This is a genomic window from Fulvivirga kasyanovii, from assembly GCF_009711405.1.
GTDB classification, from domain to species: domain Bacteria; phylum Bacteroidota; class Bacteroidia; order Cytophagales; family Cyclobacteriaceae; genus Fulvivirga; species Fulvivirga kasyanovii.
Window position 1 is genome coordinate 1 of the sequence record NZ_SMLW01000519.1, and the last position, 15625, is coordinate 15625.

12 protein-coding genes are annotated in these 15625 nt (G+C 43.3%); 2 read left to right on the forward strand and 10 right to left on the reverse strand.

Annotation, left to right across the window (positions count from 1 at the left end; all coding sequences use genetic code 11):
• Window positions 1–160: 160 nt before the first annotated feature.
• From E1163_RS11110 to rocF, 8 genes are all read right to left on the reverse strand, one after another.
• Window positions 161–1900 carry a tetratricopeptide repeat protein gene (locus E1163_RS11110; RefSeq protein ID WP_155171646.1) on the reverse strand — a complete coding sequence of 580 codons (1740 nt, stop codon included), beginning with the start codon at window positions 1898–1900 and terminating at the stop codon, window positions 161–163.
• A gap of 476 nt (window positions 1901–2376) precedes the next feature.
• Window positions 2377–4068, reverse strand: a complete 1692-nt coding sequence (locus E1163_RS11115; RefSeq protein WP_155171648.1) for a tetratricopeptide repeat protein — start codon at window positions 4066–4068, stop codon at window positions 2377–2379.
• A gap of 38 nt (window positions 4069–4106) precedes the next feature.
• Window positions 4107–5006, reverse strand: a complete 900-nt coding sequence (locus E1163_RS11120) for a 1,4-dihydroxy-2-naphthoate polyprenyltransferase (protein WP_155171650.1) — start codon at window positions 5004–5006, stop codon at window positions 4107–4109.
• A 2-nt stretch (window positions 5007–5008) separates the two neighbouring features.
• On the reverse strand, window positions 5009–6802 hold the full coding sequence (argS, locus tag E1163_RS11125) for an arginine--tRNA ligase (RefSeq protein ID WP_155171652.1): 1794 nt from the start codon (window positions 6800–6802) through the stop codon (window positions 5009–5011).
• Between the two features lies 1 nt (window position 6803).
• Complete coding sequence (locus E1163_RS11130) at window positions 6804–8345, reverse strand: bifunctional GNAT family N-acetyltransferase/carbon-nitrogen hydrolase family protein (protein WP_155171654.1); 1542 nt, start codon at window positions 8343–8345, stop codon at window positions 6804–6806.
• 6 nt (window positions 8346–8351) lie between these two features.
• On the reverse strand, window positions 8352–9326 hold the full coding sequence (locus E1163_RS11135; RefSeq protein WP_155171656.1) for a deoxyhypusine synthase family protein: 975 nt from the start codon (window positions 9324–9326) through the stop codon (window positions 8352–8354).
• A gap of 26 nt (window positions 9327–9352) precedes the next feature.
• A complete protein-coding gene (ctlX, locus tag E1163_RS11140) occupies window positions 9353–10306 on the reverse strand; it encodes a citrulline utilization hydrolase CtlX (RefSeq protein ID WP_155171658.1) in 954 nt (317 codons plus the stop codon).
• Window positions 10306–11271, reverse strand: coding sequence for an arginase (gene rocF, locus E1163_RS11145; protein WP_155171660.1), 966 nt, complete (start codon window positions 11269–11271; stop codon window positions 10306–10308). The genes ctlX and rocF overlap by 1 nt, the downstream gene beginning before the upstream one ends.
• A gap of 121 nt (window positions 11272–11392) precedes the next feature.
• Between rocF and E1163_RS11150 the strand changes: the two genes are divergently transcribed.
• Window positions 11393–12787, forward strand: coding sequence for a type III PLP-dependent enzyme domain-containing protein (locus E1163_RS11150; RefSeq protein ID WP_155171662.1), 1395 nt, complete (start codon window positions 11393–11395; stop codon window positions 12785–12787).
• Window positions 12788–12873: 86 nt separating this feature from the next.
• Here E1163_RS11150 and E1163_RS11155 read toward each other — a convergent pair whose 3' ends face one another.
• Window positions 12874–13377, reverse strand: coding sequence for a D-glycero-alpha-D-manno-heptose-1,7-bisphosphate 7-phosphatase (locus tag E1163_RS11155; protein ID WP_155171664.1), 504 nt, complete (start codon window positions 13375–13377; stop codon window positions 12874–12876).
• Window positions 13378–13513: 136 nt separating this feature from the next.
• On the opposite strand from E1163_RS11155, the gene E1163_RS11160 reads away from it, so the two are divergent.
• Window positions 13514–14260: a polyprenol monophosphomannose synthase gene (locus tag E1163_RS11160; protein ID WP_343033810.1), complete on the forward strand. Its 747-nt coding sequence runs from the start codon at window positions 13514–13516 to the stop codon at window positions 14258–14260.
• Here the strand turns inward: E1163_RS11160 and E1163_RS11165 are convergent.
• Window positions 14257–15477, reverse strand: a complete 1221-nt coding sequence (locus E1163_RS11165) for an ABC transporter permease (RefSeq protein WP_155171666.1) — start codon at window positions 15475–15477, stop codon at window positions 14257–14259. The genes E1163_RS11160 and E1163_RS11165 overlap by 4 nt on opposite strands.
• Between the last annotated feature and the right edge of the window lie 148 nt (window positions 15478–15625).

Here is a 15625-nt window from a genome sequence, read left to right on the forward strand (position 1 = left end):
TGATTAAAGTTACATATTAATCTATTAAATATAAATAGACAATAAGTCATACGAATAAATGATTTATGCAATTGTAAAAAACTAAAATAATTTAAAAAAACCGCCTGACCACATAAGAGTCAGGCGGTTACAACCTAAACTACCAAGAAACTACTTACATTTATCTGTTAAATCCACAAAACGAAAGAGCCATAGATACCAAATCGTCTGGCGTATCGGGTTGAATTTTAATATTAAGATCTTTGCGTGTCTCAGGGTCCACCCTGGAATATTTCAACTGGGTATCTGCATATTTCCAGGCCTGACGAAGCTCCTCCTTCACTATAACCGCTTCATCCACTTTGCCCTGATATAGCAGGCTGGCTTTAAGTCCATGGAGTGCAAAGCCATTTTTTCTGTATATTTTCAGGTCTTCACGATAGGTGTATTCAGCCTTTGCGTATTCTCCCATGTGCATATACAGATCGCCAAGCATATGCCTGACCGAAAAAAACCAATCCGGTGGCTCCTGGTAATTCAATTGATCTTCAATTGCAATGGCCTGCTTCAGGCTCGCTTCGGCCTCAGCGTATTGCCCGTTGGACCTGAGTATCTCTGCAGCCAGCACTTTTTCTGCTATTAGCACCAGTTGATCTACCGTATTGATATCCCATATGCTTATTTCTTTCAACTGGGGCTTCTCTCCTATCTCAGATAGCAGTCCAAGCTCTTTGCGTGCCTGATCATTTTTATTCAACCCTACGTAAGCCATGCCTCTGGCGTAGTGCCATATGGCTTTGGGATAATCGAGTTCGGGCTCCCATAGTTGCAATATCGTTTCCCACTGGGCAAATTTTACGAGCACGTTGTACTGTATTGTTGTAAAGTGCTGAAGTCCTGCCCATTCTTTTTGCTTCATCACCTGCCGGTCTACCTTTTGGGCTAAGCTGAACGCTGCTTCTATGGCCTTTGTCCCATTGCCCTCCAGAGCAGCACATGCTGCCAGAAAATGGAGGTTGTGAGGGTACAGCGCCAGCGGATATAACCCTTGCGCAGAGCAGGAAGCCAGATAGGAGCTATCAACCTGAACGGCTCTTTCATTGGCCAGCGTACCTAAGTGATAGTCACCGGTACGGATATAGGTATGTGAGGGCATATGCACAAGGTGACCTGCACCAGGCGCCATTTCCTCCAGTTTCATGGCCACCTCCAGGGCACGTTCAGGAGTAGAAGAAGCCTCAGTAGCGTGGATGTATAAATGTACCGGCATAGGGTTGCGCGGGTTACTGGCTATCGCCTGCTCTATAACTTCTACAATCTCAGGGGTCCATGCTTTAGGTTCTCCTTCTATTTGCGTGTACAGATCCCAGGGGTGCAGATCCATCAAAGACTCTGCATATATGGAGGCTATATCCGAGTCCTCAGGAAAAGCCTCATAGGCATTTTTCATAGCTTCGGCATAGGCCCTGTCCAGTCCTTTTCTGTTGTCAAACTCCGGGCCGTATCGCTCAGCCATGGCCTTGATGAGATATTTTTCCCTTTCGGTAACATCAGCGGAAAGGTCAAGTGCCTTTTGCGCTGCATTATAGGCTTCCTCATTGACAGACTCGTCCATGCCCACATTGTAGTTGGGCCCTAAAGCATAAGCCATACCCCAGTAGCACATGGCACACTCTCCGTCTTGCCTGATCGCTTCTTTGAAAGACCGGACTGCTTCTGCATGGTTAAAACCATAAGCCAATATAAGCCCCTGCTTAAAAAACCTTTGGGCATAGACGGACTCCGTGGTGATTTCCATCGTGTGATCTCCCATCCCTGTCAAAACCGGTGCCTGAAAATTTGCCTCTACCTGGCAACTGTTTAATACCCAAACACAAATTGCCGTTGTCGCTCCAATAATGATAATCACGAACTGTTTCATAATGAAATAATTTTAATTGTGCTGTGACTGAACCTGCTAACTTGAATAATTATGTATCCGTTAGACGCAAGCTTCATCACTTAGTAACCGGCCAGGCGGTAACCTGACCTTATGACCACAAATTTAGAGGGGCTGGTGCTACTCAAAGAATTTCCCAATGAGCAAAAGGTATACTCTTCATAAAATGAGGTGAACAATAGGTAGACAAAGCCCTTAAAAATGCTTTGAAGAGGATTAATAGGGTACCACTTGCCAAATTAGGACCGGGTTGAATTTGTGGGGAGACGTTAATTTTTCCTACTGTGTCTGACAGGCAGTTTGTTAATAGACCAGGATAAAATAAGCGTCAAGTTACATGTTTTATATTCTGATCCATTTGCTTCACAGGTTTTTAGCTTGGGGTGCAAAGTAGTCTTACACCAAAAAAGGAGAACCGATGATGTTTATTATTTAAAGGATTGAGAGCGACAATCTGATCAGGCGCTCTTTGGCTGGTTAAACCCGATGAGGAAATCCATGAGGTTCTCTCCGGATTCCAGGTTGAGTTTCTTACGTAACCTGTACCTGGCTGTTTTTACACTTTCAGCGGATATTCCCAGCAATGCTGATGTTTCCTTCATGCTCAGGTTTAGCCTCACCAATGCACAAAGTTTAAGGTCACTCCCGGTCAGCTCCGGAAATTCAGCTTTGAGCTGATCGAAGAAATCCTGGTGGACCTGCTCGAAAAAAAGTTTGAAGTTCTCCCAGTCTTTGTCCACCCCAATGGTGGAGTCTATCAGCCTGATAAGTTTGTTAAGATCTTTCCGCATACCTGCGTCCGCACCTTTTATGATCTTCTGTATGGCTTCTTTTAACTCCTTGATCAGTTCATTCTTCTGAATGAAGTTCATGGTGTAGGAGGTCAGCTCTTTATTTTTATAATTGAGCTCCAGTTCGAGCTCTTCTTTTCTCAACCTGGCATTTTCAAGTTCAACTTTCGACAGCTCTTCACGGGACTGGTAAAGTGCCCTGTCTTTCTTTATCCTCGTTCTCTGGTTTTTTATTACCAGGTAGGCTATCAGTAATATCAGCGCCAAACCAATAACCAGAAACCATTTAAGACTGTTGTTGAAACGGGCTTCCTGCTCCAGCAAGGCTATCTGCTGCCCCTGAAGTTCCAGTTCTTTTTCTTTCTCTACAGTTTCTATTCGGGTCTGCATATTGGCAATACGGGTGGCCATTTCTTCATTGAACAGGCTATCACGCATGGCATTGTATTTATTGGCGTAAGACAATGCCAGGGCGAATTCCCCTTTTTGCTCATAAACCAGCTTCATTCCCTGGTAGATATCTTTTAGCCACTTTTTAGATTTTATTTCCTTCGCGAAGTCTAACCCTTTTTCAAAATAAAATATGGCGCTATCATAATCATTTTTACCCAGGTAGAGATAGCCAAGGTTCTCCAGGTTTCTTGCCATACCATCCCTGTCATTGATCTCCTTGCTAATGTTAAATGAGCTGAGGAGGTGCCGGAGCGACCGCTGGTAATCTTTCTGCCTCAAAAACAACAGGCCCAGCCGGTTATTGGCTTCGGATATGCCATATTTAAAGCCATTATTCTGATGAATATTCAGTGCCTTAACCAGGTAATTGTAGGCTTCATCATATTTCCCTTCATCGAGTAGTATGGTACCTATCTTATTGTAGGTGGTGGCAATGCGATCGTATTTCTTAAGCTCTTCGAAAATATCTACCGCTTCAAAATAGTACTTCAAAGCCTTTTCGTTGTTTACCTGATCGCTAAATACGAGGCCGATATTCATGAGACAATTAGCCTGCCCCAGAGGGTCATTAATACTTTTGTAAATGACCAATCCTTCAAAAAGATATTCCAAGGCTTCTTCGTAGTTGCCGCGGGTCCAGTGCGCCACACCTATAACCCTGTTGGCAAATGCCTTGCCTTGCTCATAAGAAAGCTCCCGTGCCAGCTCCAATGCCTGCTCCCCCAATACCTCAGACTTTGACGGGTCTACAACCCAGTACTCATACCCCAGCTTATTGAGCAGGTCTACTTTAATGGTATCAGCGGCCTTATATTTATCGAGCATGTAGCTGAGGCTGTCGATGTCTTTTTGCGCATAAAGCCCGGTACATAAAACAATAAGGACAACGGTAAGAAAGTTTTTCACGGGATATTGGTTCTAACCTAAATTATGACACGGAAAATTTACGACATCAAGTTGCCTGCTCCAAATAGCAAGACAAATAATAACGTACTGAGCGCCATTTGTTTGAGGTAAGGGTCCAGTGCATGGGGTTCGGTTTTTGCTTTTACTGCCCTGCCATTAATGATAAAAAGCGGAACTGTAATTAAAAATAAAAGCTGTGTCCAGGAGCTGTATTGTAAATAGGTAAAAACCAATGCAGCAGACACTCCGGCAATCAAAAGCACCCAATGGTAAATGATGGCTTTGCTCCTCCCAATTCGTACCGGAATAGAATATTTGCCAGCTTTTTTATCTGACTCTATATCTCTGATATTATTGACATTGAGCACGGCAACCGAAAAAAGGCCGCAACTAAGCGCCGGTAATATGAGGTATGAGTCAACCTGCTGTGTAAAAAGGTAGAAAGAGCCCATGACGCCGATAAGCCCGAAAAAGATCAGTACTGACAGGTCTCCAAGTCCCATATAGCCGTAGGGCTTTCTACCGGCAGTGTAAGCCAGAGCGGCGAAGATTGCAAGTATACCTAAAACGAAGAAAAACAGAAATGCTTCGAGCTGGAAGCCAAAAGACAAGTATAGTAAAAAGATACCGCTGGCCAGGGAAAGAACTACAAATAAAAGTAAGGCTTTTCTCATGCTGCCCAGCGTTATCTGGCCGGACTGCACCATACGAGCAGGCCCTTTTCTCTCCGAACTATCGGCTCCATTTACGGTATCACCATAGTCATTGGCCAGGTTGGACAATATCTGTAACAGTATAGTGGTGAGGGCACAAAAACCAAATATACCCCAGTTGAAAGCATCCCGGGCAGCCGCTAAAAAACTGCCCATGCCTATACTTGCCAGGGCCAGAGGCAATGTCCTGAGCCTAAAGGCGCTGAGCCATGCTTTCACATTCATAATTACATTCTTTCTGGTACGTTGATCCCTAAAAGCCCCATAGCTTTGTTTATGGTTTCGGCAACTACTTTTGAGAAGGCTATCCTAAACTTTAGTGCCTGTTGGTCTTCTTCATTGAAGATTGACACCTCCTGGTAAAAACGGTTATATTCCTTCGCCAAATCATATACATACTGGGCTATGATATCCGGTGAATAGTTTGCACCGGCCTCCATAACTTTATTAGGATAGTCGTTCAGCAGGTAGATCACACTCTTTTCAATGGGGTGCAGGTTATCAAATCCGGCGATGTCCTTAGAAGTAGAATTAATTCCCAACTGGCCGGCTTTCCTTAAAATAGCAGAGATCCGTGCATGGGTATACTGAATGAATGGTCCTGTATTTCCGTGGAACTGGATCGATTCATTGGGATCAAAAAGCATGCGTTTTTTCGGATCAACCTTCAACAGAAAGTATTTCAAGGCCCCTACCCCGAGTGTTTCGTAAAGTTCTGCGGCTTGTTCCTCCGTAAAACCTTCAATTTTACCCAGCTCCTCGGTATGTTCTCTTGCCGTATCGATCATTTCCTGCATCAGGTCATCGGCATCCACCACTGTACCTTCGCGCGATTTCATTCTGCCTGTAGGCAAATCCACCATACCGTATGACAGGTGGTAACACTCTTTTGCCCACTCGTATCCCAGTTTATCAAGAATGATAAACAACACTTTGAAGTGGTACTCCTGCTCATTGCCTACAGTATATATCTGCTTGGCTATTTCAGGAAAATCCCGGAACCTCAAAATAGCGGTACCAATATCCTGTGTCATGTAAACGGAGGTGCCATCGGCCCTCAGCAACAGCTTTTGATCCAGGCCTTCGTCAGTAAGGTCAACCCATACTGACCCGTCTTCTTTTTTGAAGAAAATTCCCTCCTCAACGCCTTTCAATACCTCATCCTTACCCAGGAGGTAAGTTTCGGATTCGTAATACAATTTATCGAAGTCGACACCCATCTGATGATAGGTGACATCAAAGCCGGAGTACACCCAGCCGTTCATTTTTTGCCAAAGTGCATAGGTTTCAGGTTCTTTTTGCTCCCACTTTAGCAGCATCTCCTGAGCCTCTTTCATAATAGGCGCTTCTTTCTCCGCCTGTTCTTTTTCCATGCCCTGATCCGTGAGCTCTGCAATCTGCTTCTTATACTCCTGATCAAATTTCACATAGTAGTCACCTACCAGTTTATCACCTTTTTTACCGGCTGTTTCAGGGATTTCCCCATTTCCAAACTTCAACCAGGCCACCATGGACTTACAGATGTGAATGCCCCGATCGTTAATGATCTGCACCTTGTGTACTTTGTTGCCGTTGGCTTTCAGTATCTCCGCCACGGACCACCCCAGAAAGTTGTTTCTCAAATGGCCCAGGTGCAGTGGCTTGTTGGTGTTTGGTGATGAATATTCAATCATCACTTCCTTTCCGCTGGCCGGGAAGGAACCGTAGTTTTCAGTGCCAAGTATTGAGGTAAACACCTCTACCCAGGTGCTGTCACTCAGTAAAATGTTTAGAAATCCTTTTACAACATTAAAATCCGCTACTATTTCGGAATGTTCTTTCAGGTATTCCCCAATAGTTTTCCCGGTTTCCTCCGGGTTCTTTTTTGAAAGACGTGCATATGGGAAACACACGAAAGTATGAGATCCTTCAAATTCTTTGCGTGTAGGTTGCAGTGATATTTCCTCAGGCCTTAGTTCAGCCTGAAATAGTTCTTTAAATGCTTTTGAAATATCTTGTTGAAGGGTTTGCTCAATATTCATTCTATTTTTTAAGTTTTAAATCGTAAAGGTCTTTTCTTCTGTCCTTTAAGTTACGTACGCTACCGCTGTTATGCAGGTGTTTCAGGTCATTAAGGTCTACATCTGCAATAATAGTATTTTCTGTGTTAGGAGTACCCTCTGCAACTATAGCATTTTGCGGGAAGGCAAAATCGGAAGGTGAAAAAACTGCCGATTGCCCAAACTGGATATCCATATTTTTAACTTTAGGGAGATTACCCACACTCCCTGAAATAACCACATAACACTCATTTTCAATCGCACGGGCCTGTGAGCATATTTTCACTCTGTGGAATCCATTGTGCATATCAGTGGCAAAGGGCACAAACAGGATTTCCATCCCCTGATCAGCCAAAATCCTGCTCAGCTCGGGAAACTCCGAATCATAGCAGATCAGTATACCTATTTTGGCCGTATCGGTTTCAAATACTTTGACTCCTGAGCCACCTGTCATGCCCCAGTCGTTTCTTTCAGCGGGGGTAACATGTATTTTATATTGAGCTTCATAGCTGCCATCCCTGCGGCAGAGGTAGGAAACATTGTACAGCTTTTCATCTTCATATACAGGCATGCTACCCGCTATGATATTGATATTGTATGACAGGGCATATTCCACCATTTTGTCCCTGATCTCATCTGAGTACTGGGCCAGCTTTCTGATAGCCTTCGCCGCATTATCTTCGTTAAACTCAGACATCAGCGGGGCATTGAACAGCTCCGGAAACACCAAAAAATCAGCCTGATAGCCACTTACGGCATCTACAAAAAACTCCACATTTTCGAAAAAGGACTGCACTGAACGTACACTTCTAAGTTGCCATTGCACCACGCCTATTCTTGCTGAAGTCTTTTTGGCCCCTACCAGCTTCTCCTCCTCATCAAAGTAGATGTTGTTCCACTCTATCAGTACTGCATAAGAGCCGGAAGCTTTGTCGTAAGGGATATAGTTTTTGAGTATTTTCCTGACGTGAAAGTCATTACTCATCTGAAAGTAAAGTACAGGATCATAGATCTCCTTTTCCTTTACTTTTTGAATATACTCTTTTGGGGTATATTCATCGCTGTACTTATGATAATTGGGTATACGCCCACCTGCCACGATAGACCGCAGGTTCAGGTTTTCGCATAACTCCTTTCTGGAATCATAAAGCCTTCGCCCCAGACGCATGCCCTGATAATCAGGGTCTACGCAAACATCGATACCGTAAAGCACGTCCCCATCAGCGGTATGTGTACCGAAGTGAGAATCATCAATGATCTGCTCATAGCTGTGGCTATCTCCAAATCTGGAATAGTCTACAATAATGGAGAGGGCAAAGGCCACTACCTGACCATTGTCTTCTACACATAACTGCCCTTCCGGGAAGATATCGATAAGTCTTTTTATTTGTGATTTAAGCCAAATGTCACCCTTCATCATCGGGTAACACTTTTTCATAACCTGCACAAGCCGATCGTAATCGTCAACCTGCAGGTTACGAGTGATTAATAAATGTTGTGAATTATCTGTGTTTACTTCTGTCATATTTTATTACCATCCTAATACGTATCCAAAAATCAAAGGAGCCACAATCGTGGCGTCTGACTCTATAACATATTTAGGGGTGGTAATGTCTAGTTTCCCCCAGGTAATTTTTTCATTAGGTACTGCCCCACTGTAAGATCCATAGCTGGTAGTAGAGTCAGAGATCTGACAGAAGTAGCTCCAGAATGGTGTTTCCGTAAGCTCCATATCCTGGTACAGCATAGGCACAACGCAAATAGGGAAGTCTCCTGCTATACCCCCTCCGATCTGGAAAAAGCCGATACCTTTGTCCTCCGCATTCTTGATATACCAGTCTGCCAGATAAGTCATATATTCAATACCTGACTTCATGGTAGAAGGTTTGAGCTCTCCTTTCATGCAGTAAGAAGCGAAAATATTACCGAGTGTAGAATCTTCCCAGCCCGGCACTACCATAGGCAGGTTCTTTTTCGCTGCCTCAATCATCCAACTATTTTTAGGATCAATTTCGTAGTACTGCTCAAGTATGCCTGAATTCAGGAGCTTGAACATAAACTCATGAGGGAAATAGCGCTCACCGTTATCTTCGGCATCCTTCCATATTTTGAATATATGCTTCTGTATCCTTCTGAATGCTTCCTCTTCCGGAATACAGGTGTCCGTTACCCTGTTCAGGCCTCTTTCCAGTAGTTCCCACTCTTCCTTTGGTGTAAGGTCACGGTAATGGGGCACTCTTTCGTAATGCGAATGGGCCACGAGGTTCATTACATCCTCTTCAAGGTTTGCTCCGGTACAGGATATGATCTGTACTTTGTCCTGGCGGATCATTTCGGCCAACGACTTGCCCAGCTCACCGGTACTCATGGCCCCGGCAAGGGAGATAAGCATTTTCTTGTCTTCTGACAGGTGTTTTTTATATCCTTTGGCAGCATCTACAAGTGCTGCTGCATTAAAATGCAAATAATGTTTCTCTATGAAATCTGAAATTGGAGAATTAGCCATGTTCCAAATATTTTTAGCTTATAAATTTAATTTTTATGCTGCAAGGGCAGGAATACTTCGGCCATCATACATCTGGCACTTCCCCCGCCCAAAGCTTCTATTGTATCTAATGAACTGTGAATTATAGGGCAATGTTTTTCTATAGCACTCTTTTGAGCTTCTGTAAGCACTTCGTATGCCGCACTTGACATTACGAGGTATCTTTGGCCTGCGGTTGACCTCACCTGGAGCATATTCCCTGCAAACCGGTACTTTTGCTCTTCTTTAATGGAGATGATTTCCTTGCCCGTTTGCTCCAACGACGATAAAACCTTTTCCCGTTCAGTGCTGTCATCTATGGCTGCATCGCAAATAATGGCAAAATCTTCGGCCACACACATCATCACATTGGTGTGGTAGATCGGCACACGCTTTCCGTTCGCGGTTTGATATGCATTGAACGCGACAGGCTCATATCCGAATTTTTTACAGAATTCATCCAGCACATCGGCGTTGGTCCGGAATGACAATGCCGCGTATGCAAGCTTATTGGGCCTGTCCAGGATCATACTGCCCGTACCTTCCAGAAACCTGTCTTCATCTTCGTGAAATGAGAAATCCTCAATACCTGAAATTTTCAAATGATAGTCATTTTCCAAGGTTGCAAGTATCTCATCTCGCCTTTCCAATCTTCTGTTATGGGCATACATCGGGTAAAGCCCTACCCTTCCATCGTCGTGGAAAGATATCCAGTTGTTGGGAAAAATGGAATCAGGGGTGTCCGGCGCAGGGGTATCATCAATGACAATGACGTTTACCTGGCGCTCCCGTAATTTCTGCACCAGGGCATCAAATTCCTCCCGTGCTTTTTTTTGGGCATCCTCAGGGTGCAGATTCTCCACTATCCGCTGATAATAATTATCTACGGCAGTCTCCTCATTGTACCGGAAGTTTACCGGCCGGATCATCATTATGGTATCTGCACACTGCTTTGTTTCCATTATTCTCCTAAAAGGGAATTGGTTGTAGCTTCAAGGATCTCAAAGGCATTTTCTGCCATCTTATTTTCCGTATCCAGTGTAGGGTTTACCTCCACCATCTCCCAGGCTACAACTCTCGGGTCTTTAATCAGTCGTATATTCAATTCTTTGGCTTCCTCCACGGTAAGGCCATTGGGCACCGGGGTACCTGTACCTACCGATATTTTGGAATCCATACTATCCACATCAAAAGAAATGTAGATAATATCACAATCCTTAAGTAAGGCAAGGGTTTCATTAGCGATGGCCTCCACGCCTTTTTCCCTCACTACCTGGGTAGTAAAGTTAGTGATATTATGTTTTTCCATCAGAAACTTCTCCGGTTGCTCCAGGTCCCTGGCACTGATAAACACAACATCAGACAAATTGATTTTAGCTCCCTTACCACCAACTTCCTTCAACTGGTTCCACAGGTCTACGGTCTCACTTTTTGGGTCGTTGATCCTGCACTCCATGTTATCTATATTGCTTACCATCGCCAGCGGCATGCCGTGCATGTTGCCGGAAGGAGTAGTATATGGGGTATGCATATCAGCATGGGCATCTATCCAAATCACACCGAGCCGTTTTTTGGGGTGCGCTTTCTTGATCCCCGCTATGGAACCCGCAGCGGTAGAATGGTCTCCTGCCAATATGATCGGAAAGCTGTTCAACTTAAGCACTTTCGATACTTGTAAACAAACTCTCTCCTCCATTGTTAGAACACCATCAATAAACTTGGCGTGAGGGTGGGCATAACCATCAAAAAGAATATCGTTAACGTTCTCAACCTCCTCCGAGTCAAAGCGGGTAAAGTAATCGGATTCCAGGTCCAGACTAGCTATTTTTAGTGCATCTATGCCTAAACTGGCGCCTCTTGTACCAGCAGCTATCTCCGATTTCACTTCAATAATCCTGATATCTTTTAAAGGCAATGTTTTATTCATAAAATAGATTTATATATAATATTTCGCAGCAATGGAAATTGCTTTGCAAAGATTGCAAATTTATACCAATATTGCATTGTTCAATTAAATACTTCCAGCTTATACAGTACAGTTTATTTTTATGAAAAAATACATCGATCTTATAGAGCAAACATTCGAGTTTCCTCAGGAAGAATTCAAGGTTGTAGACAATAAACTTTATTTTAATAATGTGCCTTTAATGGACATTATAGAGAAATATGGCACACCTCTCAAGCTTACATACCTTCCTAAAATTGGTGAAAACATTAAGTATGCAAAGCAGATATTCAACAATGCGATAAAAAAGCATAACTACGACGGCACTTATACCTATTGTTATTGTACCAAGTCATCACACTTCAGTTTTGTACTTGAAGAAGCGCTGAAGCATGATATTCATATAGAGACTTCTTCGTCTTTTGATATTCCCATTGTAAGGAAGCTTTATGAAAAGGGCAAGGTGAACAAGAACACCTATGTGGTTTGCAATGGATTTAAAAGGCCTCTTTACAAGCAGTACATCAGTGATTTGCTCAACGATGGATTTAAGAACTGCATACCTGTACTGGACAACCTGCACGAGCTGAGCCACTATGAAGAGCATGTAAAGGGTGAATACAATGTAGGGATAAGGATCGCTGCCGATGAAGAGCCTAACTTTGAATTTTATACTTCCAGGCTGGGCATCAGGTATGGCGACATCAATACGCTTTACAGAGACCAAATAAAGCCCAGTAAAAAAGCTAAACTCAAGCTTCTTCACTTCTTTATCAACACAGGTATCAGAGACACTGCGTACTATTGGAGTGAACTAAGCAGGTTTATTTTCAAATACTGCGAATTGAAAAAGGAATGCCCTGAACTGGATACCATTGACATCGGCGGTGGCTTCCCGATCAAAACCTCGTTGCAGTTTGAGTTTGACTACAAATATATTGTAGAGCAGATCATAGAAAACGTAAAGTGGATCTGCGGCAAGAACAATGTACCTGTACCTAATATTTTTACTGAATTTGGTAGCTTTACCGTAGGCGAAAGTGGCGCAGTGCTTTACTCTATCATGGACCAGAAGCTACAAAACGACAAGGAGCTTTGGTATATGATCGACGGTTCTTTCATCACGCACCTTCCTGATGCCTGGGGCCTCAACCAGAAGTACATTATGCTTCCGCTTAACAAGTGGGACGGTATGTTCCACAAGGTGAACCTGGGAGGACTTACCTGCGACAGTATGGATTATTATAATTCGGAGGCGCATACCAGTGATGTGTTCTTACCGATGCTGGAAGCCGACAAAAATGATAAGCTGTATATCGGTTTCTTCCATACCGGGGCTTATCAGGAATCTTTGGGAGGCTATGGTGGTATTCAGCACTGCCTGATACCTGCTCCCAAGCACGTACTGATCGACAAAAATTCCAAAGGGGAAATAGTAACCAGTCTGTTCTCAGACGAACAGGAAAGTGAGGCTATGCTAAACTTACTGGGCTACTAGTCTTCAAATTCAATATTTTATAGCATAATCAGAGAATAACATCTTTGATTATGCTATAAACTTCCTTTTCTCATTAAACTTAGCTATTATCCAAATATAATCTCCAACGCGTCGGGTAAGTTCTGCGCTTTATAATCTGCCATTCGGCTATCGTCATTGTCCACCTGAATGGTTTTTATTCCCAGTCGTTTTGCTGGCACAAGGTCACGCTCTTTATCTCCAATCATCCAGGAAAGCCTGATATCTATATTGAATTTTGCTATGGCTTTTTCAAACATGAGTGAACCCGGCTTTCGGGAAAGGCTCTCGCTTACGGTAGGATGCCCCGGGGCAAAGTAAAAGTGATCGATCTGGTGGTTAAATGCTTTTTGCATCAATTGATGGCACTCATGCATTTGTTCCCTTGTATATATTCCCTTGGCGATACCTGATTGATTGGTAACGACTATGAGCAGGTAGCCTGCCCTCTTGAGTGAGGTAAGCGCTTCTGCCACCCCGGGAAGGATCTCAAGTTTGTCAGCAGAGTATACATAGTCAACGTAGTCCCTGTTAAGGACGCCATCTCTATCCAGAAATACACATTTATTCAAAATATTGGGATTTTTAGTGCAACAAAGATTTGCAAATCTAGTACATACAGAATAAAAACAAATTCTAAGAGTTACAGATTTAACGGGGATTTGTTATTTTTAGGCGCTTTAACCTTACCATCAACAATCAGACAGCGTGAACGACAGCTTAGTTATTATACCTACATACAATGAAAAGGAAAACATCGAATTAATTATTGATGCTGTATTTTCGCTGCCCCACAAGTTTGATATCCTTATTGTAGATGACGGTTCTCCTGACGGCACAGGCAATCTGGTAAAGGAGCTCCAGCAAAAAGACCATGACGGCAGAGTGCTGCACCTGGTGGAAAGAAAAGGCAAACAGGGTTTAGGCACGGCATACATCAGAGGGTTCAACTTTGCTCTTGAAAAGGAGTACCAGTACATTTTTGAAATGGATGCCGACTTTTCCCATAATCCAAAAGATCTTGTCCGGCTATATGAAGCCTGTGCCCATGAGGGTTATGATATGGCCGTAGGTTCCAGGTATATCAGCGGAGTTAACGTGGTCAACTGGCCCATGGGCAGGGTAATCATGAGCTATTTCGCCAGCATTTATGTCAGGTTTATCACCGGCATGCCTATACATGACACCACTGCAGGTTTTGTCTGCTTCACACGAAAGGTATTGGAGTCGATCGATCTGGAAAAGATCAAGTTCATCGGCTATGCATTCCAGATAGAGATGAAGTTTACTGCCATGAAGTACGGTTTCAGAATACTTGAGGTACCCATCATTTTCACCGACCGCACCCGTGGAAAATCAAAAATGTCAGGGTCTATATTTAAGGAAGCATTTTTTGGTGTGATCCAGCTCAAGATCGATAGCTGGTTCAAAAAATACTATGCCGACGCTGCTTAGTCGAATTTAATACTCTTTATCGCATTTATTCTGGAAATGACTGCTGTTGGGATCAGTATAATCAGACTGACTACCAACAGGGTAAGCAGGTTGAGCCCTACAATGACATCCCAGGCCCAGCCTATGGGGACATAGCTCATGTAGTAGTCAGCAGGGTTCAGTGGTATTACTTTGAAATAATACTGGATAAGGCAAACTCCTATTCCCAGTGCATTGCCCAGAAGCAACCCTTTGCCAATAAGCCGGATGCCATTGTAGGCAAAAACACTTCTTATCTGCCCATTATTGGCTCCAAGGGCTTTGAGTAAGCCGATCATTTGCGTCCTCTCCATGATGAGTATGAGTATGATGGAAATCATGTTGACACAAACCACAAAAAGGATAATTCCTAAAAATATATTTACCTGTCTGCTGATCAGGTGAAGCCAGTCGAAAACCTGAATGTATTTATCACTTATTTTTTCAACGAAAAAGTCGTAATCAACGATCTGATCCAGTGCCTTTTCGGCCTCATCCATTCTGGAAGGATCTTTTATAAACACCTCCATACCCCGCGCTACACTATCCGACCAGTTATTAAGTCGCTGGATCAACCGAAGGTCACCAATGATAATCTTGCTGTCGTAGTACTCCGATAAGTTGGTTTCATAGATCCCTACTACATCCAGCCGCCTTACCCTGGGAGGGTTCTGAAAAAAGTGTACTGTTATTTTATCACCTACTCCCAGTTTCAGTTTATCAGCGATTACCCTGCTCAGCATCACCTCTTTTGAATAGGAGTCATCTTCGAAAGATATAAATCTACCCTCCACAATATTCTCCCCAAATCTATTGAGGTCGAACCGTTTACTCACCCCTTTAAAAATGATCCCTAATACCTCCTCCTCCGTCTTTATCAGACCGGCTTTGTTGCTATACTCCTGTACATGATCGATGAAGTCGTACTTTGTATAGTTGTTGAACAATTCATTGTTAATGGAGATGGGTGCTTCTTCATAAGAATTGCCCATGGTGTACTTGGTGACCTGAAAGTGAGAACTGAAGCTATAGATCTTATCGGTTACTGTATTTTGGAAGCCCTTGAGGATCAGGAAAGAGACGATCATCACCGCAAGCCCTATACCGATACTGCCAACCGCTATTTTGTGTATGGTGGAAGAAAAGCTATCAGGCTGATTTCCGGCAATTCTTTTGGATATAAAATAAGATAGGTTCAAGAATATCGTTTAATTTTAGTCTCTTTGCGTGCAAATTAAATAATTAAGTATTGAACAGGCTCATTTTACTCTTATCATTTTTCATTGTCATCTCTTCATGTGGCCATGGGCAAACGGAAAAAAAAGCCCCGATTACACCCGGCGCATA